A 24,390-nucleotide genomic window follows, 5' to 3' on the forward strand; every position below is an offset into this window, starting at 1 on the left:
GGCGTTGCGGCGCTACTGCATCCGGGACTCGGGGCTCCGCTGTTGCTGGGGGTCGTGCTCGGCAATGCGCTGCTGTGGGTGGCTGCGCTGACCATCCTGAAATTCGCTCAGGTGCTGCATTCCGACAGCACGGAAGCGTTCGCGTGGGGCCAGACCCTGGCCTGGGGCTCGGGCAAGCACCCGCCGATGGTAGGGTGGGTGGCGCGAGCGTGGTTCAGCGTGTTTCCGACCAGCGATTGGGCGTTCTACGCGCTGGCGATGGCCGTCACCGGCGCCACCGTCTTGCTGATCAGGTTGCTGGCCGGGGAGGTGCTCGATCGCCGGCGCGCCGTCCTCGCCACGCTGCTGGCGATGATCTACCCGATCCTGAATTTCAAGGGCTACAAGTTCAATCCCGACTTGCTGCAGCTGCCGTTCGTGGTGCTGATCGTCTGGGCCTATATGGTCGCCGCCGAACGGCGTACCGCTCTGTGGGGCGTGGTAATCGGGCTTGCCGGCGCCGGCGCGGTAATGACGAAATACTGGGGCGTGTGGGCACTGGTGGCGATTGCTGTCGCGTCAGTGGCGCGGCCGGACCGCAACCTGCTGTTCCGCTCGCCGGTGCCCTATGTCGCGGTTGCAGTGTTCTTGCTGGCGATCGTCTCGCACCTCGACTGGCTCTACGCGGCCGGCTTCACGCCGTTCCGCTACGCCTCGCAATATCTTGGGCCCGATCGCGGAACAGCGGCACGGCATGCGATGGATTCCACGCTGCACGCCTTCGCTCTGCTACTGCCGCCGCTAGTGGCCGGCGCCGTCGCCGTGCTGCTGCCGCGGCTCAGGCGCGTGACGGCGCCGTCGGCCGAAGCGCTGGATCGCGCCCGCCAGATCTGGATCATCGTCGCCGTGTTGGCGATCGGGCCGCTCATCGCCGCCATTGCGTTGCCGGTCCGGATGAAGAGCGATTGGACCATCCCCCTGTTCTCGCTGGTCCCGCTCGCCGTTCTGACGTTGCCGCGGCTCGCCGTGCCGCTGCGCGCCGTGGCCAGGGCGGCGGTGATCCTGCTGGTGCTCGGGGTGGGAGCGTTGATGGCGGCGCCGGGGCTTGCGACCGTCAAGGTGCTGTTCGAACCCAGCCGCGCGTTGTCGCCGCGGCTGGATCGTCTGGCGGCGATCGCGACCGAGCTGTGGCGTGAGCGCGTCGGCCAGCCGCTGGCGGTCGTGGTCGGGGACATCGAGGAGGTCGCGACCGTGTCGTTCTACAGCGCCGACCATCCGCGCATGTTCTCGGCCGGCGCGCCCGAACTAACGCCGTGGATTTCGGTCGACACACTCGGTCGCAGCGGCTTCGTCGGGATATGTCCGGCCTCGGCACCGGCCTGCGTCGACCGCATCACCGCGTTGCGGCCGTGGGCCGAACGTATCGTCGTGACCACCGAACGGCGCGCGCTGGGCCAAAGCCTGCCGTCGGATCGCTGGATTGTGCTGCTGGCGCTGCCGGAAGCCGGCGTAGTGATCACGCGCTAAAGGCCGCAGCAACCTGCCGTCGATACTATGGACGGCCTCGATCTTGCCGTCCGATCAGGAACGCGCCGCCGGGGGCGGATGGGACGGCGAGATCGATGCGCTGACGCCGGAGGTGATCGACGTGAATAGCGGACCGCATCCAGCCGGTGCGATCGATCTTCGGCGTACGGCTCTATGAGCGAGACGATCGGCGAAAGCCGATTCAACAATGCAGGATCAACAATACAGGAGACGAAGCCATGAGATTAGACGGGACAAATCGTGTCATCCTGGTTCCGGCGCAGGAAGCCGACCTGACGGATTTCCAGCGCGGCCTGCAGGACGCGTTCGCGGCGGGCTTCACGGCGGCATTCGGAACGGTGCCCGAAGGTCCGATCCCGTCGGATGCAGAACTCGGAGATTTCTTTCATGCGCCGGGCGCGGTCACGTATCACATCGTGCTCGATGGCGTGCAGGTCGGCGGGGTCGTGCTGACGATCGACCCCGCCACGCATCGCAATTCGCTGGATCTGTTCTTTGTCTCCACCGAACATCACGGGCGTGGCATCGGCTCCAGAGCGTGGCGCGCGATCGAAGCGATGTATCCCGACACACTGGCATGGGAGACGCACACGCCGTATTTCGAGAAGCGCAACATCCACTTCTACGTCAACAAATGCGGCTTCAAAATCGTCGAGTTCTACAACGTTCATCATCCGGATCCGCATCCAGAGACCCGCGAGGGAATCCCGGGCGGGGAATCGTTCCGGTTCGAGAAGGTGTATGCCGATCGATCGGCGCATAGATAGGAGATGTCATGGATCGTCCGATGGACCATCCACTTCAGGCCCGCGAACGATCGCGCAAGCCGCCGGACGCGCAGCGCTCGGCTCGATATACAGCGATGCTCGCGCCGAGTGGGGGCGTCGGCACATTGGCGCAGTCTGCCGCGTCGTCTCAAGGATTGGTCGAATGCCGAGCTTACGCCATGTCATCACCGGGCTCCTGGTCGCTTCCGCTCTGAATTTGGCGCTGATGGTGCCCGGAGGTTTCGTCGAAACGCGTGACTTCAGCGCCTATCCGGCCATGGTGCTGGGCGGGTTCAACGTTTTTCTGACCGTGCTCGGTTTGGGGAGCCTCGTGCTCGCCTATTTCGTCACGAAGACCGGCGAAGGACGTGGCTGGGCCGGTCTGGCCGGTCTCGCCTTCGTCGCCGTCTATCTGCTCGACCTCGGCCGCATCTTCCCCGTGCCGCCCAATCCGATGTCGACGCTCCTGGCGACGCTGGAATGGATCGGTACAGCGCTGGGTGTGGCCTTGGCCGTGTCGTCCTTCGCGCTCCGCGGCGCGGCGAACACGGCAAGCCCGGCCAAATCAGCGCTTCCTATGCCGGTCGTGGTGGGCCTCATATTCGTGGCGCTGATCATTGTGGCTTTTGCAACCAGGTCTGCGATGGGCAACTAGACGGCAGATCGGCATAGGGAACGGCCTGCCGCGAGACCACATGCCGCTCACAGGCGAAGCTGGCAAGCTATAGCGTAGCTGTCGTTCTCATCCGGTCCTGCACGCTCCGCCACCGCACGGTCTGTCCGTGAGACATAGGTGACGGTTCGTACTGAGACATGGGATCCAATCTCGCGCCGAACGGACTGTGTCGGCAGATGCTTCGGCGCGGCCGCGCCCGGGACGGCATCAAAGCACGACGACGCGTTTTCCCACCGCGTGGCGCGCGGCGAGCCCTTCGATCGCGATGCCGCCTTGTTCCAGCGGGAAGTGCGCGGTCACGCCCGACGAGAGCAGGCCCTGTCCGTACCAGCGTTCCAGCTCGGCCTTGTTGGCGCGCAGCGCCTCCGGCTGCGTCAGCGAGAAGGTGCGCCAGTTGACGCCGAGCACGTCGCAATTCTTCAGCAGCGGCAGGTTGAGCGGCAGCGCCGGGATGCCTGCGGTGAATCCGAGCACGACGTAGCGGCCGCCGTCGGCGGCGCAGCGGATCGCCGTCTCGGCGAGCCAGCCGCCGACCGGATCGATCACCACGTCGGCGCCTTTGCCAAGGGCCGCCTTCAGGCGCTCGCCGACCTCTTTTCGATTCGGCGGCGCGCTCGCGGGATACAGCACGCCATCCGCGGCGCCGTGATCGCGCGCGAAGGCCAGCTTCTCCTCCGACGAGGCCGCCGCAATGACGCGTGCGCCCATGACGCGGGCGACCTGGACGGCGGCGATGCCGACGCCGCCGCCGGCGCCGAGAACCAGCACGGTCTCGCCGGGCTGCAACCCGGCGCGGTTGCGCAGCGCGTAGAGCGCCGTTTCGAAGGTGAACTGCATCACCGCGGCATCGACGAACGACATGCCGTCGGGGATCGGCGCGCAGCGGGCGACGTCCACCGCCACCGCCTCGGCCATGCCGCCGGTGCCGATTCGCGCGGCGACGCGATCGCCGATGCGGAAGTCGGTGACGCCCTCGCCCAGCGCCGTCACCACGCCGGCGATCTCCGCGCCCGGCGCGAACGGCCGCGGCGTCTTCACCTGATAGAGATCCTGGATCATCAAGAGATCCGGATAGTTCACGCCGCAGGCCTTCACCGCGATCAGCAATTGTCCCGGCCCCGCGACCGGTTCCGGAACATCCAGCAGCCGCAGCGTGTCCGGTCCTCCCGGCTCGCAACTCATCAACGCGCGCATGGCTTCGGGTCTCCTCGTTCGCTCTCCTGCCGGCATGGCGGCCCGGAACGGGAGCCGCAATGACCGGATCGACCGTTCGGGTTGGCACTCCACGTCAGCACGGCGCTGGCGGCGGGGCGCCCGGGCCGCTATCCTGCCCGCCATGCCGGACATCTCCCAACGCCGAAGCCGACCGCGCGGCGCCGCATCGTCGCGCTCCGCGATCGACACCGGCTATGTCGGCCTGATCCTCAGCGGCGCGCGCGAAGCCGGGCTCGACATCGACAGCCTGCTGGCGCGGGCCGGCATTCGCCCGGGAGAACTGGAGCAGCCCGGCGCACGGCTGCCGCAGGATCAGTTCGCGCGGATGATCTCGCTGCTGACGCGGGCGACGGGCGACGAATTGTGGCTGCTCGGCAGCCGCCCGATCAAGCCCGGCACGTTCCGCATGATGTGCCGGCTGCTGATCCATTGCGCCAATCTGCGCGAGGCGATCCGCATCGGCTGCCAGTTCTATCATCTGGTGGCGGACGATTTCGTCGTTCGTCTCGCCGAGGGCGAGCACGACGCGTCGGTCTACGTCACCGATACGTTCGATCAGCCGAAGCGCCGGCGGATGGTCAACGGCGCGATCCTGCTGTTCACCTACGGGCTGATGTGCTGGCTGGTCGGGCGCCGGCTGCCGCTGATCACCGTGCATTACGTATTTCCCGAAGAGCCGTTCAGCTCGGAACTCGAGCCGGTGTATCGCGCGCCGATGCTGTTCGACCAGCCGCGCACCGAAATCCGGTTCGACGCCGAACTGCTTGATCTTCCGATCATGCCCGACGAGCAGCGGCTGCGGCGGTTCCTGGCGTCGATGCCGAGCGCGCTGCTGGTGCGCTATCGCGACGACGCCAGCGTCGCCGAGCGCGTCCGCGGCATCCTGCGTCGCAATCCGAAGCGGCCGCTGTCGCTCGAGGACGTCGCCGGCATGCTGGCGATGTCGCCACAGACCTTGCGCCGGCGTCTGCTCGACGAGGAGCAACGGGGCTTTCAGGAGATCAAGGACCAGGTGCGGCGCGACATCGCCACCCACATGCTGAAGAAGTCGCGATTGCCGCTGGAGGAGGTGGCGCTGTCGCTCGGCTTCTCCGAACTCAGCACTTTTCACCGCGCGTTCCGGCGCTGGACCGGCCTCGCGCCCGGCGAATTCCGCGAGCGCCACGCCCGGGCATTCGTCACCCGGTAGGATTTCGCCAACCGAAATGGCGCGCACGGTCATTCAGCCCGGCCGCGCCAGAACCGATACTCGCCGCGAAATGGCCGACCTGATAACGGCCCGCGGGGAAGAAATGCCGATCTTGAATCAATGGGCCGAGCTCAGTCCCGACAAGGTTGCCGCACGGATTGCGTTCTCGGACGAGGCGATCACCTATCGCGAGCTCGATCGTCGCGCCAATGCGGTCACGCAGTTGCTGATGTGGATGGGGCTGTCCGCCGGCGACGGCATCGCGATCCTGCTCGACAATGATCTGCGCTATTTCGAGCTGTTGTGGGGCGCGCGACGGCATGGCGTCTACTACACGCCGGTCAGCACGCATCTGAAGCCCGAGGAGGCGGCCTTCATCGTCCGCGACAGCGGCGCCAAGGTGCTGTTCGTGGGGGCGCGGTTCACCGAGGTCGTGACCGCGCTGGCCGGCGAACCGCACGGCTGCACGATCTTCACGGTCGGCGACGATGTCCGCGGCGGCCTCGACTACATCAAGGAACTGGCGAAGTTCGACCGCATGATCGAACTTCCGGACGGCCCGGTCGGCAAGGACTTCTTCTATTCGTCGGGTACCACGGGCCGGCCCAAGGGCATCAAGCAGCCGCTGTTCTCCAACCTTCGCCAGGCCCAGGCGTCGGGCGACTGGGTGCGCGAGAATTTCGGATTCGACGATGACACGGTGTATCTGTCGCCGGCGCCTCTGTATCACGGCGCGCCGCTGCGGTTCACGATGCGCACGCTGGAGAGCGGCGGCACCGCGGTGGTGATGACGAAATTCGCGGCCGAGCCGGCGCTGGCCGCGATCGAGCGCTATCGCGTCACCCACAGCCAGTGGGTGCCGACGATGTTCTTCCGCCTGCTCGGGTTGCCCAAGGACGTGCGCGACCGCGCCGACCTGTCCTCACATCGCTGCGCCATTCACGCCGCCGCACCCTGTCCGCCCGAATTGAAGGAGCAGATGATCGCGTGGTGGGGCCCAATCGTGTGGGAGTACTACGCGGGTTCCGAGCGCAACGGCGCCACCTGTATCTCGACCGCCGACTGGCTGACGCATCGCGGCTCGGTGGGGCGGGCCTGCGTCGGGACCATCCACATCCTCGACGAGAACCAGAACGAACTCGGCGCCGGCGAGATCGGCGACGTGTATTTCGACGGGCCGCAATTCGTCTATCACAATGATCCCGAGAAGACCGCGCGGTCCCGCGACGCGCGCGGCTGGTCGACGATCGGCGACGTCGGCTATCTCGATGCCGACGGCTTCCTTTATCTCACCGACCGCCGCTCGCACATGATCATCTCGGGCGGCGTCAACATCTATCCGGCGGAGATCGAGAACTGCCTGGCGCTGAACCCGCTGGTGGCCGACGTCGCCGTGTTCGGCATTCCCAATCCGGAATATGGCGAGGAGGTCAAGGCGGTGGTGCAGCTCAAGGACCCGTCGCGCGCCGCGCCCGAACTGGCGCAGGAGCTGTTGGCGTTCTGCCGTGAGCATCTGTCGCACGTGAAATGCCCGCGCTCGATCGACTTCGAAGCCGAGTTGCCGCGCCAGGAGAACGGCAAGTTGTTCAAGCATTTGCTCAAACGGCGCTATCTCCAGCCGGCCTGATCCGCCTCTCCACCCACCACCGACAGGACAACATCATGAAGAAGCTGATCGCAGCGGCTTGTGCCGCCGCATGCATCGTTGCGTCTCCATTCGCGCGAGCGGAGACGAAAACGTACGGCCCAGGCGTCACCGACACCGAGGTGAAGATCGGCCAGACCATGCCGTACAGCGGCCCGGCGTCGAGCTTCGCGGCGATCGGCCGGGCGATGACGGCGTATTTCGAGAAGCTCAACGCCGAGGGGGGCGTCAACGGCCGCAAGATCAACCTGATCTCGCTCGACGACGGCTACAGCCCGTCGAAGGCGGTGGAGCAGACCCGCCGGCTGGTCGAGAGCGACGAGGTGCTGGCGATCGTCGGCACCTTCGGCTCGCCGACCAATTTCGCGATCCAGAAATATCTCAACGTCAAGAAGGTCCCGGGCCTGTTTCTCGGCACCGGTGCGAATCGCGTGTCCGAGCCGAAGACCTATCCATGGTCGATGGGCTGGCAGCCGAACAATCACGCCAAGGGCGTGATCTACGCCAAATATCTGCTCGCGGAACGCCCGAACGCGAAGGTCGCGGTGCTGTATCAGAACGACGATTTCGGTCGCGACTATGCGAAAGGCTTCCGCGACGGCCTCGGCGACAAGGCCGACGCCATGATCGTCAAGGAGCTCAGCTACGAGATCACCGAGCCGACGGTCGATTCCCAGATCCTGCTGCTGAAGTCGACCGGCGCCGACGTGTTCCTGAACATCTCGACGCCGAAATTCTCCGCGCAGGCGATCAAGAAGATGACCGAGACCAAGTGGGAGGCGCTGCACATGCTGAGCGACGCCGCCGGCTCGATCTCGAGCACGCTGGTGCCGGCGGGGCTGGAGAATTCCAAGGGCGTGATCACGGTCGCGTTCCGCAAGGACCCGAACGATCCGGCCTGGGCCGACGATCCCGGCATGAAGCAGTATCTCGCGTTCATGAAGCAGTACATGCCGAACTCCGACCCGTCCGAAACCTACTACGTGTTCGGCTACGCCACGGCGCAGACCTTCGAGCACGTGCTGAAGGCCTGCGGCGACGACCTCAGCCGCGAGAATCTGATGAAGCAGGCGGCGAACATCAAGGATCTGGAACTGCCGATCCTGCTGCCCGGCATCAAGCTGAACACCAGCCCGACCCACTTCACACCGATGAGCCAGGAGCAGTTGATGCAGTTCGACGGAACCAGGTGGAAGCCGATCGGCGTGGTGATCGACGCCGAGAAGTAGTCCAGCCAAGCTTCGGCAAAACGGAAACGCCCGGCGAAAGCCGGGCGTCTTTCATTGGGCGGAAGATGCGTCTGCTATTCGGTCATGCTGGCGCGCAGCACTTCGCGGGCGATCGTCATCTTCATCACTTCGGTGGTGCCTTCGGCGACCTGCGCGATCCGGCTCTGGAAATAGAGCTGGCCGAACCGGCTCTCCTGCAGCACGCCGAGCCCGCCGTGGATCTGGATCGCCCGGTCGATCACCCGGCAGGCGGCGAGCGGAGCGAAGCACTTCACCATCGCGGCTTCCTTGCGCGCGTCGAGCCCGCGATCGAGCATCCAGGCGGTCTTGTAGACCATCAGCCGCGACTGCTCGAGATCCATCTCCGACTCGGCCAGCATCCACTGGATCGCCTGCCGTTCGGACAGCGGCTTGCCGAAGGTCTCACGCGCGCGCGCGCGCCTGGCGGCCTGAGTCTGCGCCCACCGCGCCGTGCCGGTGAGGCGGGCCCCGATCACGGTGCGGTTGCGGTTGAGCTGATCCATCATGTAGCGGAAGCCCATCCCCTCGGCGCCGAGAATGTTCTTCGCCGGTACGACGCAATCCTTGTACTGATAGTCGCAGCTCCGGCCGAGATAGGTGCCGGGCGCCATCGTGGTGTATTCGCGCAGCACCGAGACGCCGGGATTGGGATAGTCCACCAGGAACAGGCTGATGCCCTCATAGCCTTTGCCGGGATCGGTGACGGCGTAGCAGAGCAGATATTTCGGCGTGATGCCCGGATGGTTCGGCGGCGGCGCCCAGCGCTTGATGCCGTTGATCACGTAGTTGTCGCCGTCCCGCACCGCGGTGGTCTCGATGCCGGCGGCGTCGGAGCCGGCGTCCGGTTCCGAAATGTTGATGTGGTAGAATTTGTCGTCCTTCAGGATCGGGTAGAGATACGCCTCCTTCTGCCATTCCGGCGCGACGTAGAGCGCCGGATGCGGATCGAGAAATCCCGACCAGGTCGCGAGCAGCCCGTGCATCACCGGGGATCTGACGATCTCCTCGTACACCAGGCATTTCGCGATGGTGCCGAGCCCTTGGCCGCCGGCGTCCTTCGGCACCGCGAGGCCGCGAAAGCCATATTCGCGAAACTGGCGCACCACGCCCATGAAGACATCGTGCGGGACGGCGTAGTCGTCCGTCCCCCATTGATCTTCGAGCGGCCTGCAGACCTCCTCGACGAAGGCGGCGGCGCGCGCCTTGATCTCCTGCTGCTCCTTGGAAAGTTCAAAATCCACGTGCGATCTCCAGCCGGTTCTGACGGAGCCGACCGTAGATAGGGCGGATGGGGGAGCGACATGGCGCCGGAAGTCAATCTCGTTGGCCGATTGATCCAGGGCGCCGGGGCAAGCGGGGCACTGCCGAACCCTGCGGGGGCATCGCCGGCCGGACGGGCGTGGCGCTCGATCACGCCATCGGCGGCCAGCCCCGCATCGCCATGTCGGCGAGCTTGCGGAGCTGCTCGCGCGTCGCGCCGCCGGCGGCCTGCACCGCCATGCCTTGCAGGATGGCGGAGACATAGCGCGCCAGATCGCCGGCATCGGCCTCGGCGGGCAGGTCGCCATCGGTGATCGCGCGGGCAAGGCGGTCGCGCAGATCCTGTTCGCCCTTGGCGCGGCGCGCGGTCAGTTCCTGTTTGATGGTCTCGGTGGCCTCGCCGCAGCACAGCGCGCCTTGCACGGCAAGGCAGCCGGGATTGCTCGGATCGGTCATCGCATCGACCGCGCCATAGAGGATGTGGTCGACCACGTCGCGTGCGGTCGGCTTCTGCAGGCCGGCCTGATAGTAGCCGCCGGGGCCGTCGACGTAGCGATCCAGCGCCTTGCGGAACAGATCCTCCTTGTTGCCGAACGCCGCATACAGGCTCGGCCTGGTGATGCCCATCGCCTCGGTCAGGTCGGACATCGACGTGCCCTCGTAACCCTTGCGCCAGAACACGTGCAAAGCGAGGTCCAGCGCCGCATCGACGTCGAATTCGCGGGGTCGTCCGATAACCATATTGGCGCCTCCGGAGATTTCTACTGATCGGTAGATAAGTCCCTTGACAGGGGATGTCGATGATCCATTTATACCGAGCGGTACGATATGTGCGCTGCAGCATGGTACGATGGTCCTCTCGACGATCGGGCCGATCGTCCCAAGCTACTGAAATTGCGTGGCTTATGGCAAGTCCGCAGGCATCAATGGGGTCCACGAATGGCCGGCAAATTCGCTCGAAATCTATCCCTGGGTGCAGGGACCGTCGCAGTTTTGGCCGCCCTGGCGGGCAGTGCGGCGCTGATCGACCGCTCCGGCGCAGCGGCCCAGGAGACGCCCGCGCCGCCGGCTGCGGTGGCCGCCGCCGTGGCGACCGTGGAGACCAAGCCGACCGCACCCGCCGATGACTTTTCCGGCCGCCTCGAAGCGGTCGAGCGCGTCGAGGTCCGTTCGCGTGTCGCCGGCGCCGTCCAGGAGATCCGCTTCCGTGAGGGCGCGCTGGTCAAGAAAGATGACCTCCTGGTCGTGATCGATCCGGCGCTCTACGCCGCCGAGGTCGATCGCGCCCAAAGCCAGGTCACGGCGGCGCGGGCCCGCCTGACGCTCGCCAGGGCCGATTTCGAGCGGGGGCAGCAGCTGTCGAGCTCGAGCATCACCCAGCGCGAGCTCGATACCCGGACCAATGGCTATCGTGAGGCGGAAGCCAGCCTCAGAACCGCCGAGGCCGCGCTGAAGACCGCCGAACTCAATCTCGGCTACACCCAGATCCGCGCGCCGGTGTCGGGCCGGGTCGGCAAGGTGGAGATCACGGTGGGCAATCTGATTGCCGCCGGACCGAGTTCGCCGCTGCTGACCACATTGGTGTCGGTCGATCCGATCTATGCCAGCTTCAACGCCGACGAGCAGGTGGTGACGCGTGCGCTGAAGACGCTGGCCGACGAGCACGCACCGACCGCGATCGACCGCATTCCGGTGCAGATGACGACCGGCGCGGGCGGGGCGCCGGTGAAGGGCCGGATGCAGTTCATCGACAACCAGGTCGATCCGCGCTCCGGCACGGTGCGGGTGCGCGCGGTGTTCGACAATGTCGACGGCCGGCTGATGCCCGGCCAGTTCGCGCGACTGTCGATGGGCCAGCCGAAGCCGGAGCCCGCGCTGCTCGTCAGTGAACGTGCGGTCGGCACCGACCAGAACAAGAAATTCGTCATGGTGGTCGACGCCCGGAACCAGGCCGAATATCGCGAGGTGACGCTCGGCGCTTCGGTGGACGGCCTCCGCATCGTCGCCTCCGGCCTGAAGGCCGGCGAGCGCATCGTGGTCAACGGCCTGCAGCGCGTCCGTCCGGGCGTGACCATCAAGCCGGAAGCGGTGGCGATGGACGCCGGCGCTTCCAGCAAGACGGTCGCGCAGAACTAATCGTCACCCGTCGCGTCCGAGCGCGGCGGGGCGTCTTTCATTCACAGACCGACAGCAGCGCAGCCGCATCCTCGGCCGCGCAGGGATCTCTGCGCCCCGCGCGGGCCGATCGGCACGGACCACAGCCATGAATTTCTCCAAATTCTTCATCGATCGCCCGATCTTCGCCGGCGTCTTGTCGGCCCTGATCTTCCTCGCCGGCCTGCTGTCGCTGCCGGTGCTGCCGATCTCCGAATATCCCGAAGTCGCGCCGCCGACGATCGTGGTGACCGCCAACTATCCGGGTGCCAATCCCAAGGTGATCGCCGAAACGGTGTCGACGCCGATCGAGGAGCAGATCAACGGCGTCGAGAACATGCTCTATATGAGCAGCCAGGCCACCACCGACGGCCGGATGACGCTCAACGTCACGTTCCGCCTCGGCACCGATCCGGACAAGGCGCAGCAGCTGGTGCAGAACCGCGTCTCGCAGGCCGAGCCGCGGCTGCCGGCGGAAGTCCGCGCGCTCGGCGTCACCACCATCAAGAGCGCGCCCGATCTGACCATGGTGGTGCATCTGATGTCGCCGAACGACCGCTACGACATGACGTATCTGCGCAACTACGCGGTGCTCAACGTCAAGGACCGGCTGGCGCGGATCGAGGGCGTCGGCCAGGTGCAGCTGTTCGGCTCCGGCGACTATTCGATGCGGGTCTGGCTCGATCCGCAGAAAGTCGCGGAGCGTGGGCTGTCGCCGAGCGACGTCGTGGCCGAGATCCGCGCCCAGAACGTGCAGGCGGCGGCAGGGCAGGTCGGCAGTTCGCCGAGCCAGCCCGGTCTCGATCTGCAGCTCTCGGTCAACGCCCAGGGGCGGCTGCAGACCGAGGAGGAATTCGGCGACATCATCGTCAAGAACGGCGACAACGGCGAAGTCGTGCGGCTGCGCGACGTCGCGCGGATCGAGCTGGGCGCCGCCGACTACGCGCTACGCTCGCTGCTCAACAACAAATCCGCGGTGGCGATTCCGATCTTCCAGTCGCCGGGCTCGAACGCGATCCAGATTTCCGACAACGTCCGCGCGACGATGAAGGAACTGCAGCAGAACATGCCGGACGGCGTCGCCTACGACATCGTCTACGATCCGACGCAATTCGTCCGCGCCTCGATCGAGGCGGTGATCCACACGCTGCTCGAAGCCATCGCGCTGGTGGTGCTGGTGGTGATCCTGTTCCTGCAGACCTGGCGCGCCTCGATCATTCCGCTGATCGCGGTCCCGGTGTCGGTGGTCGGCACCTTCGCGGTGATGCACGTGTTCGGATTCTCGATCAACGCGCTGACCCTGTTCGGGCTGGTGCTGGCGATCGGCATCGTGGTCGACGACGCCATCGTGGTGGTCGAGAATGTCGAGCGCAACATCGAGCGCGGGCTGAACCCGACGGACGCCGCCTATCAGGCGATGCGCGAAGTGACGGGCCCGATCATCGCGATCGCGCTGGTGCTGGTCGCGGTGTTCGTGCCGCTGGCCTTCATCACCGGCCTGACCGGGCAGTTCTACAAGCAGTTCGCCCTGACGGTGGCGATCTCGACGGTGATCTCCGCCTTCAACTCGCTGACGCTGTCGCCGGCGCTGGCCGCACTGCTGCTGAAGGGCCACGAGGCGCCGAAGGACGTGCTGACGCGGTTCATGGACAGGACGCTCGGCTGGTTCTTCGTCCGCTTCAACCGCTTCTTCGCGCGGAGCTCGGAGGCCTATGGCGGCGGCGTCAGGCGGGTGATCTCGCGCCGCGCGATCGGCATGGCGGTGTATCTGCTGCTGGTCGGCGTCACCGGGTATCTGTTCCACGCGGTGCCGGGCGGCTTCGTGCCCGGACAGGACAAGCAGTATCTGGTCGGCTTCGCGCAATTGCCGGACGGCGCCACGCTCGACCGCACCGAAGAGGTGATCCGTCGGATGGGCGAGATCGCCCAGCAGGAGCCGGGGGTCGAGAATTCGATCCAGTTTCCCGGCCTGTCGATCAACGGCTTCACCAACTCGTCGAACTCCGGCATCGTCTTCATCGGCCTCAAGGATTTCGCGGAGCGCAAGGACAAGTCGCTGAGCGGCAACGCCATCGCATTGGCGCTGAACATGAAGTTCGCCGGCATCCAGGACGCCTTCATCGCGATGTTCCCGCCGCCGCCGGTCGCCGGGCTCGGCACCATCGGCGGCTTCAAGCTGCAGATCGAGGATCGGGCCGGTCTCGGCTACGAGGCGCTCAACGACGCCACCAAGGCGTTCGTCGCCAAGGCGAGCGCACAGAAGGAGCTCGCCGGACTGTTCACCAGCTATCAGATCAACGTGCCGCAGCTCTATGCCGACGTCGACCGCACCAAGGCGCGGCAGCTCAACGTGCCGGTGACGTCCGTGTTCGAGACCATGCAGATCTATCTCGGCTCGCTCTACGTCAACGACTTCAACAAATTCGGCCGGACCTATTCGGTGCGGGTGCAGGCCGACGCCAAGTTCCGCGCGCGGGCCGACGATATCGGCCGGCTCGAGGTGCGATCCGACAGCAATGCGATGATCCCGCTGTCGACGCTGCTGCGCGTCAAGGAGAGCGCCGGGCCGGAGCGGGCGATGCGCTACAACGGCTTCCTCACCGCCGATGTCAGCGGCGGCGCAGCGCCCGGTTTTTCGACCGGACAAGCCCAGGATGCGATCGAGCGCGTCGCCAAGGAGACGTTGCCGAAGGGCGTGTCTTATGAGTGGACCGAACTGACCTATCAGGAGATCATCGCGGGCAATTCGTCGCTGATCGTGTTTCCGGTGGCGCTGCTGCTGGTGTTCCTGGTGCTGGCCGCGCAATACGAAAGCCTGACGCTGCCGCTGTCGATCATCATGATCGTGCCGATGGGTCTGCTGGCGGCGATGTTCGGCGTCTGGATCAGCAAGGGCGACAACAACGTCTTCACGCAGATCGGGCTGATCGTGCTTGTCGGGCTGTCGGCGAAGAACGCGATCCTGATCGTGGAATTCGCGCGCGAATTGGAGTTCGCGGGGCGAACCCCGGTGCAGGCGGCGATCGAGGCGAGCCGGCTGCGGCTGCGTCCGATCCTGATGACCTCGATGGCGTTCATCATGGGCGTGGTGCCGTTGGTGACGTCGAGCGGCGCCGGATCCGAAATGCGGCACGCGATGGGCGTCGCGGTGTTCGCCGGCATGATCGGCGTCACCGCCTTCGGGATCTTCTTCACGCCGATGTTCTACGTGGCTCTGCGCGCGCTGGCCGGCAACCGCCCGCTGACGCAGCACGGCGCAGCGACCGTCGATCACGACGCGCCGCTGGCGCCGGGATCGCATGCGCCGGGTCGGCATCCCGAGCCCGTGCCGACGTCACACGACCCAGCTCCGTCGGCGTGACGTCCGGCCCCCGCAGACGACCAGCAAGAGGATCTGCATGCTTTACGATCTGATTTTAATGCTACCCTGGATTGCAAAGTTCTTCACCCTCCGCCGGTGGCGGAACCCATCCGCTGCGAAGGCCGAGGCCGGGCGGCGGACGAATGATTGGCGCTTTGTGCGGTCTTGGCTTAAAGCAGGGTGACCTCCCATCATCGTCGGCCTCCTGCGACTGCGCATCGTCAAAGCGCGCCGCGTCGACCGGTTCGGTCCCGGGACTTCCCATTCGGCGTCATCGCCCATTAAGGTGCTCTATCCGTGCCATTTTCGACCACTCTCCCGCCGCTCGCCCGAGCGCTGGCGGAACGCAATTATCTCGAGGCGACGCCGGTGCAGACCGCGGTGCTGGCGCCAAACGCGGCCGGCCGCGATCTGCTGGTCTCGGCGCAGACTGGCTCCGGTAAGACCGTCGCCTATGGGCTGGCGATCGCGCGCGAACTGCTCGGCGAAGCCGAGCGCTTTGAATCGGCCTCCGCACCGCTGGCGCTGATCGTGGCGCCGACCCGCGAACTCGCGCTTCAGGTGCATCGCGAACTCGGCTGGCTGTACGGCGGCGCAGGCGCGCGCGTCGTGTCCTGCGTCGGCGGCATGGACCCGCGCCGCGAGCAGCGCGAACTGGCCGAGGGCGCCCACATCGTGGTCGGCACGCCGGGGCGGCTGTGCGACCATCTGCGCCGCAACCGGCTCGACGTCTCGCAATTGAAAGCCGTGGTGCTCGACGAGGCCGACGAGATGCTCGATCTCGGCTTCCGCGAGGACATGGAATTCATCCTCAAGACCACGCCGGACAGCCGCCGCACGCTGCTGTTCTCGGCGACGCTGCCGCGCGGCATCATCGCGCTGGCCAAGACCTATCAGCACGACGCGTTCCGGATCGAAGTCGCCGGCCGCGAGGGCGGCCACGCCGATATCGAATATCGCGCCATCCGGATCGCGCCGAACGACGTCGAACACGCCGTAGTCAACACCCTGCGTTTCGTGGAGTCGCCCTCCGCGATCGTATTCTGCAACACCCGCAACGCGGTGAACCATCTGCAGACCTCGCTGCTGGAGCGCGGCTTCTCGGTCGTCGCGTTGTCCGGCGAATTGACCCAGAACGAACGCACGCAGGCGCTCAATGCCTTGCGCGACGGCCGGGCCCGGGTCTGCGTCGCCACCGACGTCGCCGCGCGCGGCATCGATCTGCCGAATCTCGGCCTGGTCATCCACGCCGATCTGCCGAACGATCCGGAAGTGATGCAGCATCGCTCGGGCCGCACCGGGCGTGCCGGCAAGAAGGGCGTCAGCGTTCTGTTAGTGCCGCCGGCGCGGCGACGACGCGCCGAATCACTGCTCAGCCTCGCCGGCATCGAAGCGATCTGGGGCACCGCGCCGCAGGCCGACGAGATCCGCGCGCTGGATCAGCAGCGCATGATGCAGGATTCGCTGTTCACCGAGGAGGCGACGCCGGACGATCAGGCGCTGGCACAGGCGCTGATGGCCGAGCGCTCCGGCGAAGAGATCGCGATCGCGCTGGCGCGGCTGTATCGCGCCCGGCTGCCGTCGCCGGAAGATATTCTCGATCCCGGCGAACGCCCGGTCCGCGGCCGCGAAGATCGTGCTACGCCCAAGGGGGCGCGGGCGCCACGTGAGGAGCGCGACTATGGTCCGCGCGATTCCGGGTCGCGGGCGCGGCCGGGGAAGGCTGGACAGAAACACGCGATGACCGACGGGGTGTGGTTTCGCGCCGCGATCGGCAAGCGCAAGAACGCCGAGGCGCGCTGGCTGCTGCCGATGATCTGCCGCCGCGGCGGCATCGATCGTCAGGTCATCGGCGCCATCCGGATTCTCGACACCACCACCGAATTCGAAATCGCGGCCTCGGCCGCGGCGGATTTCGCCGCGCAGATCAAGCGCCCGGACAAGGACGACAACATCCGGATCGAGCCTTTGATCGGCGCCAAGCCGATCGAGGCGGGGGCCGAAAGACCCTCGGCGAAGCCGCATGGCGGCCAGATGTCGGAGCGCGAGACGCGCCGCAGCAAGCGGCCGGATTCGTGGTCGCCGCAGATCGAGCCGCTGGCCGACCCGCGCCCGCCGCGCGCCGGCAAGGACGCGGGATACAAGGACGCCGGCTTCAAGAAAGACGGCTTCAAGAAGGACGGCTTCAAACAGGATGGCCTGAAGACAAAGAAGCCGCGCGACGACAAGCCGGCTTATGTCAGCAAGGCACGCCGCGCCGATCCGTCGGCGCCGAGCCCCGGTTTCAAGAAAAAGCCGAAGAAGAAGTTTCGCGACTGATCTAAGCGACGCCCTGCGTGCCGCGGGCGAGGAAAAACAATTCGACCAGCCGGCCCTTCTTGCCGGCGAGGGCGAAGATGCATTCCGGCACCTCGGCGTCGAGTTCGGGCACCGGAATCCGCGCGATGCCGTCGCTGCGGCTCGAGCCATGCTCCCATATGAAGCCGATGCCGAGCTGATTGGCGACGGCTTCGAGCATTCCCTCGCGGGTGTTGACGATCAGTGACGGCGTCGGGCGCAGGCTGATCTCGCGGAAGGCGCGGTCGACCGTGCGCTGCGTCGACGAATCGCGCGGCCGGAACACCAGCGGATAATGCGTCAGTTCGGCGATCCCGACCTGTTCGCGGCCCTGCAGCGGATGGTCGGGGTGACACAACGCTACGACGCGCTGCGAGAGACATATTTCGCGGCGAAAGCGTTTGTCCGCCGGCACCTCGGGCAGCACGCCGATATCGACGCGCTGCTCGACCACGGCCGCGACGATCGCCGACCAGCTCCCGATCTCGATCGCCACCTGCACTTTCGGATAAAGCCGCTTGAATGCGGCGATCAGCGCCATGCCGGGCATCGAATTGCCGAGGCCGACGCGGAGCTCGCCGCCGGCCAGCTCGCCGCGCTGCTGCAGGATCGAGAGCGCGTCGGCTTCCACCGCCTGCATCTTGCTGGTCGCGCCGTAAAGCTGGCGGCACAGCGAAGTGGGGATCAGGCTCGATCCATGGCGCTCGAACAGCGCCACATCGAATTCGGCCTCCAGCTCGCGCACCGATTGGGCCACCGCCGATTGCGACACGCCGATGTGCCGCGCGGCCGCAGCAAAGCTGCCGGTTTCGAACACTGCGTTGACTGCGCGCATCCGCGCCGATGTCAGGGCCATGCCGGCAATGTGCTCCCGGCCGCGCCGGCCATCCTTCGCGACAATGCCGCACGCTTCGTAAGGAAATCTCGCGAGGACCATAAGCAAAGCTGTTGACTGTTATGTGACTGTCAGGGGCCGCCCTTACCCACGTGCTTATCGATCGCAATCGAGGAGCAGGCGGTATGGCGAGAATCGAACTCAGTGCGATCCGCAAATCCTTCGACGCCACCGACGTGCTGAAGGGCGTCGATCTGGCGATCGAGGACGGCGAATTCGTCTCGCTGGTCGGTCCGTCCGGCTGCGGCAAGTCGACCCTGTTGCGGATCATCGCCGGGCTCGAAGAACAGTCCTCCGGTGCCGTGAAGATCGGCGGTCAGCCGGTCGACGGCGTGCGGCCGAGCCAGCGCAATCTGGCGATGGTGTTCCAGTCCTACGCGCTGTATCCGCATCTCAGCGTCTACGACAATATCGCCGTGCCGCTGCGGATGAAGCGGCTGTCGACGCTGGAGCGGCTGCCGGCGCTCGGCCGGCTGCTGCCGAACCGCCACCGCGTCGAGCGCGAGATCCGCGGCGAGGTCGAGCGCGTCGCCGCCCAGCTCGAACTCTCGGCCTATCTCAAGCGCAAGCCCGGCCAGCTCTCCGGCGGCCAGCGCCAGCGCGTCGCGGTCGGCCGCGCCATCGTGCGGCAGCCGGTGGCGTTCCTGTTCGACGAGCCGCTGTCCAATCTCGACGCCAAGCTGCGCGTGCACATGCGCGCCGAGATCGCCCAGCTCCATCGTCGGCTCGGCACCACCTTCGTGTACGTCACCCACGATCAGGCCGAGGCGATGACGATGTCCGGCCGCATCGCCGTGATGATCGGCGGCGAACTGGTGCAGGTCGGCCGCCCCGCCGAGGTCTACGACAACCCGCGCGACATCCGCGTCGCCGAGTTCGTCGGCAGTCCGAAGATCAACGTGTTTCCCGGTCACATCCGCACCGACGGCGCCGTCGAGATGCTCGGACATCTGCTCGGCGTCGCAGCCTCCGGATCGGCGAGGCCCTGCCGCATCGGCATCCGCCCCGAACGGATCGAGCTCGGCGCCACCGGCGCGTTCGCCGGCGCCGTGGTGCATCTCGAGAACATGGGCGCCGAGGCGTTCGTGCATCTCGGCGTCGACGGCATGCCGACGCCGGTGCTGGCGCGGATCGGCGACGTCCGCGCATTGCCGCCGCTCGGCAGCAGTACGCGGTTCGGCGTCGCGCCCGACGCCATCCGGCTGTTCGATGCCGCCGGCAAACGGATCGAAACGCATCTGCCGGCAGCGACGCATCGCGCGCGGGAGGCGGCCAGTGTCTGACGCCGCCTCCACCCTCGGCACGGTTCCGCTGGCGCGGCCGGCTCCCGTCGTCACCTCCCGACGCTCACCGCGGCTGGGCCATGTCGCCGCCTACGGGCTGGTCGGGCCCGCCTTTGTGCTGATGCTCCTGATGCTGCTCGGGCCGCTCCTCGGCGTGATCGCGCTGTCGTTCACCGACTACCAGCTCGGCGCGCCGTCGCTCGGCTGGATCGGGCTCGCCAATTATCAGGAGATGTTCGCCGATCGGGTGTTCTGGATCTCGCTGACCAATACACTGACCTATGTGGTGATCGTGGTGCCGGGCGCGGTCGCGCTCGGCCTCGGCGTCGCCTTGCTGATCCAGAGCGGCGCCGGGCTGCGCGGCTTCTATCGCATGGTGTATTTCCTGCCGGTGATGGCGACGTTGATCGCGATGGCGATCGTCTGGGAGTTCATGCTGCATCCGCAATTCGGGCTGGTGAACGGGCTGCTGCGCAGCGTCGGGCTGCCCGCGCATGGCTGGTTGCAGGACAGCAACACGGCGCTGCTGTCGCTCTGCGTGATCGGTATCTGGCAGGCGCTCGGCTTCAACATGGTGCTGTTCCTCGCCGGCCTGGTCTCGATCCCGAAATCGCTCTACGACGCCGCCGAGATCGACGGCGCCGGCAGCGCGTGGTCGCGGTTCCGGCTGGTGACCTGGCCGCTGCTCGGGCCGGTCACGGTGTTCGTCGTGGTGATCACCGGCATCCGTTCCTTCCAGGTGTTCGACACCGTGCACGTCCTCACCAAAGGCGGGCCGTCGAAATCCACCGAAGTGCTGATCCACACCATGTACATGGAAGGATTCGAGTTCTTCCGCTCCGGATATGCCGCGGCGCTGACCGTGGTGTTCCTGGTGTTCGTGCTGGCGCTGACCCTGGTCAAGGCCCGCCTCGCCGCCCGACAGGTGCACGCATGATCGACGCGCTGAAGCTGCGCCCCTGGGCGGTACTACGCCACGTCGTGCTGTTGTGCGGCGCGCTGGTGGTGCTGACGCCGTTCATCTGGATGATCTCGACGGCGTCGAAGCCGCCGGCCGAGATCTACACCAGCGACGTGCATCTGATCCCGCATCACTTCGCGCTGTGGGAGAACCTGCAGGAAGCCTTCGCCAAGTCCAACCTCGGGCGGTTCCTGCTCAACGGCCTGATCGTCACGGTGTCGATCTTCGTGCTGCAGGTGCTGGTCGCGCTGCCGGCCGCCTATGCGCTGGCGAAGCTGCGCTTCGTCGGCCGCAAGACGTTGTTCGCACTGGTGCTGTTCGGCATTCTGATTCCGCCGCAGGCGACCGCGATCCCGGTGTTCCTGCTGCTGCACCAGATCGGCGCGCTCGACAGCTACGCGGCCCTGGTGCTGCCCTTCACCATCTCGGTGTTCGGCATCTTCCTGATGCGGCAGTTCTTCAAGACCGTGCCGGACGATCTGATCGACGCCGCGCGGATGGACGGCATCTCCGAATTCGGCATCGTCTGGCGGGTGATGCTGCCGACCGCGATCCCGGCGGTCACCGCCTTCGGCATCTTCTCGGTCGTCGCCCATTGGAACGATTATTTCTGGCCGCTGATCGTGCTCAACAGCGAGCAGTTGCGGACGCCGCCGCTCGCGGTCGCGCATTTCCGCAACGCCGAGGCCGGCACCAATTACGGCCCGCTGATGGCCGCGGCGCTGGTGATCATCACGCCGCTGGTGATCGCGTTCCTGCTCGCCCAACGCCGGTTCATCGAAGGCATCACGATGACCGGTCTGAAGTAACGACGTCCCTCTCACACAAGGAGATCTCTTATGTTGCGAACCTGGATGGCTGCGGCGGCTCTCACGCTCGCCGCCGGCTGCGCCCACGCGCAGACGCAGACCGAAGTCGTGCTGCAATATCCCTATCCCGAGCTGTTCACCGAGACCCACAAACAGATCGCGGCCGAATTCGCCAAGGTGCATCCGGAGATCAAGGTGAGCTTCCGGGCGCCTTACGAATCCTACGAGGAAGGCACCCAGAAGGTGCTGCGTGAGGCCGTCACCAATCAGGTCCCCGACGTCACCTTCCAGGGCCTGAACCGCGTCCGCGTGCTGGTCGACAAGAACATTCCGGCCGAACTCGACGGCTACATCGCCGCCGAAAAGGACTTCGACAAGCAAGGCTTCCACCAGGCGATGTACGACATCGGCACCGCCAGCGGGAAGGTCTACGCGCTGCCGTTCGCGATCTCGCTGCCGATCGTCTACGTCAATGTCGATCTGGTGAAGCGGGTCGGCGGCGACCCGAACAATCTGCCGACCAGCTGGGACGGCCTGATCGACCTCGCCAAGAAGGTCAAGGCGCTCGGCCCGGACTATAACGGCATCACCTACGCCTGGGACATCACCGGCAACTGGCTGTGGCAGGCGCCGGTGTTCGCCCGCGGCGGCACCATGCTGAACGCGGACGAAACCAAGGTGGCGTTCGATGGCCCCGAAGGCCAGTTCGCCATGAAGCAGATCGCCCGCCTCGTCACCGAGGGCGGCATGCCGAATCTCGACCAGCCGTCGATGCGCGCCGCCTTCGCGGCGGGCAAGACCGGCATCCACATCACCTCGACCTCCGATCTCAACAAGACCACCCAGATGATCGGCGGCAAGTTCACGCTGAAGACCCACATCTTCCCGGACGTCGTCAAGCCGAACGGCCGGCTGCCGGCCGGCGGCAACGTGGTGCTCATCACCGCCAAGGACAAGGCCAAGCGTGACGCAGCCTGGGAAGTGGTGAAATTCTGGACCGGCCCGAAGGGCGCGGCGATCATGGCCGAGACCACCGGCTACATGCCGCCCAACAAGGTCGCCAACGACGTCTATCTCAAGGACTTCTACGAGAAGAACCCGAACAACTACACCGCGGTGAGCCAGCTCGCGCTGCTGACCAAGTGGTACGCGTTCCCCGGCGACAACGGCCTCAAGATCACCGACGTGATCAAGGACCATCTCAACTCGATCGTGACCGGAACCCGGGCCAAGGAGCCGGACGCGGTGCTCGTCGACATGACCAAGGACGTGCAGAAGCTGCTGCCGAAATCGGTCGGCGCGGCGCGCTGATACGCAACGACCTGCGCGGAGCGGGCTTGCCCGCTCCGCCTTCTTTTTTGGGAGGACGCCATGAAACTGATCCAGCTCAGCGATATCCATCTGACGAATCCGGGGGCGACGATCGGCGGCCGCGATCCGCGGCGGAATTTCGAGCGCGCACTGGCGCACGTGCTGCGCGATCACCACGACGCCGAGCTGATGGTGATCACCGGCGATCTGTCGGATTGGGGCGATCGCGACGATTATCTCTGGCTCAAGACCACGCTCGACGCGTTTCCGATTCCGACGCGGCTGTGCATCGGCAATCACGATCGTCGCGACGTGTTCCTGAGCGTGTTTCCCGAATATGACGACGGCGGCTTCGTGCAGGGCTTCCACGACGTCTCGGCGGGACGCTGCCTGTTTCTCGACACGGTCGAACCGGGCACCCATGCGGGCCGCTATTGCGAGGCGCGGCAAGTCTGGCTGCAACGGCAATTGACCGGGCACCCCGGCCCGTTCCTGCTGTTCATGCATCATCACCCGATGCCGACCCATCTCGGCCCGATGGACCAGATCGGCCTGCGCGATGACGGCGCGTTCCGGCAGGTCGTCGGCCGGCACCGCGACCGCATCCGTCACGTCTTTTTCGGCCATTGCCACCTGCCGCTGTCAGGCTCGGTCGCGGGCGTGCCGACGTCGTCGCTGCGCGGCACCAATCACGCGTCCTTTCCGCTGTTCTCCGAGACGGCGATGCTGAGCGCATCGGACCTGCCGGAATCCTACGGCGTCGCCTTCATCGGCGACGACTACGTCACCGTGCACATGGTCGAGTTCGGCTACACCGGCCCGATCCGGGTCGAAGGTTCGCCCGACTACACGGCCTGGGATCGGGAGACCATGGTGCGATGAAGTTCGTCGTCCTCACCGACACCCATTTCGTCGCTCGCGGCCGGCGCATCTACGGGCTCGATCCCGCCGAGCGGCTGCGGGCCGCAATCGGCTGCATCAATCGCGACCACTCGGAGATCGCCTTCGTCATCGTCACCGGCGATCTCGCGCATTGGGGCGAGGACGCCGCCTATGAGGCGTTGGCCGAAGTCCTCGGCGAACTGCGTGCGCCGACGATCCTGCTGATGGGCAATCACGACAAGCGCGACGGCTTTGCCCGCTATTTCCCCGGCGCTGCGCGCGACCCCGACGGCTTCGTCCAGACCATGCAGATCTTCGACGCCGCCACCATCGTGACGCTCGACACGCTGAACGAAGCCGCGCCCAATCACGAGGGACTGTTGTGCGACGCCCGGCTGGCGTTTCTCGAACATGCATTGACCTCGGCGCCGCTCGACCGGCCGCTGCTGCTGTTCCAGCATCACCCGCCGTTCGACACCGGGCTGCGCTACATGGATACGATCCGGCTCGCCAATCCCGAGGCGGAGTGGGAGGTGATCGCCCGGACGCGGCGGCCCGACTACCTGTTCATGGGCCATCTGCACCGGCCGATCGCCGGCGTCTGGTGCGGCATTCCGTTCCACATCCAGCGCGCGCTGGCGCATCAGGTCGCTTTCGATCTGGTGACCGAAGGCCACATCCCCGGCTCGCATGAGGCGCCCGACTACGCGCATGTCAGCGTCGAGGGCGACCGCATCGTGATCCACCAGCGCTCGTTCCTGTACGACGGACCGCTGTTCTCCTTGCACGACAAGGCCGCGCTGGAGCGCGTGGAGTTCTGAGCGCCCCGCTTCGGCAGTGACGACGAATCGACCATCGGCGTTGCCCT

Annotated in this window: 19 protein-coding genes; 15 read left to right on the plus strand and 4 right to left on the minus strand. The window is 66.2% G+C overall.

What is annotated here, in order from left to right; genetic code table 11:
• The first annotated feature begins 42 nt into the window (after positions 1-42).
• The 3 genes from SR870_RS19460 (at position 43) to SR870_RS19470 (ending at position 2,949) form a co-directional block, all read left to right on the plus strand.
• Positions 43-1,506, plus strand: coding sequence for a glycosyltransferase family 39 protein (locus SR870_RS19460; RefSeq protein ID WP_322515157.1), 1,464 nt, complete (start codon positions 43-45; stop codon positions 1,504-1,506).
• Between the two features lie 239 nt (positions 1,507-1,745).
• Positions 1,746-2,294 carry a GNAT family N-acetyltransferase gene (locus SR870_RS19465; RefSeq protein ID WP_322518317.1) on the plus strand — a complete coding sequence of 183 codons (549 nt, stop codon included), beginning with the start codon at positions 1,746-1,748 and terminating at the stop codon, positions 2,292-2,294.
• Positions 2,295-2,457: 163 nt separating this feature from the next.
• Complete coding sequence (locus SR870_RS19470; RefSeq protein ID WP_322515158.1) at positions 2,458-2,949, plus strand: hypothetical protein; 492 nt, start codon at positions 2,458-2,460, stop codon at positions 2,947-2,949.
• Positions 2,950-3,177: 228 nt separating this feature from the next.
• Here SR870_RS19470 and SR870_RS19475 read toward each other — a convergent pair whose 3' ends face one another.
• A complete protein-coding gene (locus SR870_RS19475) occupies positions 3,178-4,164 on the minus strand; it encodes an NADPH:quinone oxidoreductase family protein (protein WP_322515159.1) in 987 nt (328 codons plus the stop codon).
• A gap of 142 nt (positions 4,165-4,306) precedes the next feature.
• Between SR870_RS19475 and SR870_RS19480 the strand changes: the two genes are divergently transcribed.
• The 3 genes from SR870_RS19480 (at position 4,307) to SR870_RS19490 (ending at position 8,248) form a co-directional block, all read left to right on the plus strand.
• Positions 4,307-5,374 carry an AraC family transcriptional regulator gene (locus SR870_RS19480; protein ID WP_322515160.1) on the plus strand — a complete coding sequence of 356 codons (1,068 nt, stop codon included), beginning with the start codon at positions 4,307-4,309 and terminating at the stop codon, positions 5,372-5,374.
• 103 nt (positions 5,375-5,477) lie between these two features.
• Positions 5,478-7,001, plus strand: coding sequence for an acyl-CoA synthetase (locus SR870_RS19485; RefSeq protein ID WP_322515161.1), 1,524 nt, complete (start codon positions 5,478-5,480; stop codon positions 6,999-7,001).
• Positions 7,002-7,036: 35 nt separating this feature from the next.
• Positions 7,037-8,248 (plus strand): ABC transporter substrate-binding protein, encoded by a 1,212-nt coding sequence (locus SR870_RS19490; RefSeq protein WP_322515162.1) that lies wholly within the window; start codon positions 7,037-7,039, stop codon positions 8,246-8,248.
• A gap of 74 nt (positions 8,249-8,322) precedes the next feature.
• Here the strand turns inward: SR870_RS19490 and SR870_RS19495 are convergent, their stop codons facing one another.
• Together SR870_RS19495 and SR870_RS19500 are read right to left on the minus strand one after the other, a co-directional pair.
• Positions 8,323-9,510 (minus strand): acyl-CoA dehydrogenase family protein, encoded by a 1,188-nt coding sequence (locus tag SR870_RS19495; RefSeq protein ID WP_322515163.1) that lies wholly within the window; start codon positions 9,508-9,510, stop codon positions 8,323-8,325.
• A 169-nt stretch (positions 9,511-9,679) separates the two neighbouring features.
• Positions 9,680-10,270, minus strand: coding sequence for a TetR/AcrR family transcriptional regulator (locus SR870_RS19500; RefSeq protein WP_322515164.1), 591 nt, complete (start codon positions 10,268-10,270; stop codon positions 9,680-9,682).
• Positions 10,271-10,468: 198 nt separating this feature from the next.
• Between SR870_RS19500 and SR870_RS19505 the strand changes: the two genes are divergently transcribed.
• The 3 genes from SR870_RS19505 (at position 10,469) to SR870_RS19515 (ending at position 17,363) form a co-directional block, all read left to right on the plus strand.
• Positions 10,469-11,665, plus strand: a complete 1,197-nt coding sequence (locus SR870_RS19505) for an efflux RND transporter periplasmic adaptor subunit (RefSeq protein WP_322518318.1) — start codon at positions 10,469-10,471, stop codon at positions 11,663-11,665.
• A 127-nt stretch (positions 11,666-11,792) separates the two neighbouring features.
• Positions 11,793-15,044 carry an efflux RND transporter permease subunit gene (locus tag SR870_RS19510; RefSeq protein ID WP_322515165.1) on the plus strand — a complete coding sequence of 1,084 codons (3,252 nt, stop codon included), beginning with the start codon at positions 11,793-11,795 and terminating at the stop codon, positions 15,042-15,044.
• 297 nt (positions 15,045-15,341) lie between these two features.
• Positions 15,342-17,363 (plus strand): DEAD/DEAH box helicase, encoded by a 2,022-nt coding sequence (locus SR870_RS19515; RefSeq protein ID WP_322515166.1) that lies wholly within the window; start codon positions 15,342-15,344, stop codon positions 17,361-17,363.
• 1 nt (position 17,364) lies between these two features.
• On the opposite strand, the gene SR870_RS19520 is transcribed toward SR870_RS19515, so the two are convergent.
• Positions 17,365-18,237, minus strand: coding sequence for a LysR family transcriptional regulator (locus SR870_RS19520; protein WP_322515167.1), 873 nt, complete (start codon positions 18,235-18,237; stop codon positions 17,365-17,367).
• 164 nt (positions 18,238-18,401) lie between these two features.
• Here SR870_RS19520 and SR870_RS19525 point away from each other — a divergent pair, with 164 nt between their 5' ends.
• The 6 genes from SR870_RS19525 to SR870_RS19550 are packed head-to-tail and all read left to right on the plus strand — an operon-like array spanning position 18,402 to position 24,343.
• Positions 18,402-19,559: an ABC transporter ATP-binding protein gene (locus SR870_RS19525; protein WP_322515168.1), complete on the plus strand. Its 1,158-nt coding sequence runs from the start codon at positions 18,402-18,404 to the stop codon at positions 19,557-19,559.
• On the plus strand, positions 19,552-20,496 hold the full coding sequence (locus SR870_RS19530; protein ID WP_322515169.1) for a sugar ABC transporter permease: 945 nt from the start codon (positions 19,552-19,554) through the stop codon (positions 20,494-20,496). The genes SR870_RS19525 and SR870_RS19530 overlap by 8 nt, the downstream gene beginning before the upstream one ends.
• On the plus strand, positions 20,493-21,329 hold the full coding sequence (locus SR870_RS19535) for a carbohydrate ABC transporter permease (RefSeq protein WP_322515170.1): 837 nt from the start codon (positions 20,493-20,495) through the stop codon (positions 21,327-21,329). The genes SR870_RS19530 and SR870_RS19535 overlap by 4 nt, the downstream gene beginning before the upstream one ends.
• Before the next feature lie 30 nt (positions 21,330-21,359).
• Positions 21,360-22,640: an ABC transporter substrate-binding protein gene (locus SR870_RS19540; RefSeq protein ID WP_322515171.1), complete on the plus strand. Its 1,281-nt coding sequence runs from the start codon at positions 21,360-21,362 to the stop codon at positions 22,638-22,640.
• 60 nt (positions 22,641-22,700) lie between these two features.
• A complete protein-coding gene (locus tag SR870_RS19545) occupies positions 22,701-23,522 on the plus strand; it encodes a phosphodiesterase (RefSeq protein WP_322515172.1) in 822 nt (273 codons plus the stop codon).
• The gene (locus tag SR870_RS19550) at positions 23,519-24,343 is read left to right on the plus strand and encodes a phosphodiesterase (protein WP_322515173.1); all 825 of its coding nucleotides are present in this window, start codon (positions 23,519-23,521) and stop codon (positions 24,341-24,343) included. The genes SR870_RS19545 and SR870_RS19550 overlap by 4 nt, the downstream gene beginning before the upstream one ends.
• Positions 24,344-24,390 lie beyond the last annotated feature (47 nt).

This window comes from Rhodopseudomonas palustris (assembly GCF_034479375.1).
Classification (GTDB): domain Bacteria; phylum Pseudomonadota; class Alphaproteobacteria; order Rhizobiales; family Xanthobacteraceae; genus Rhodopseudomonas; species Rhodopseudomonas palustris_M.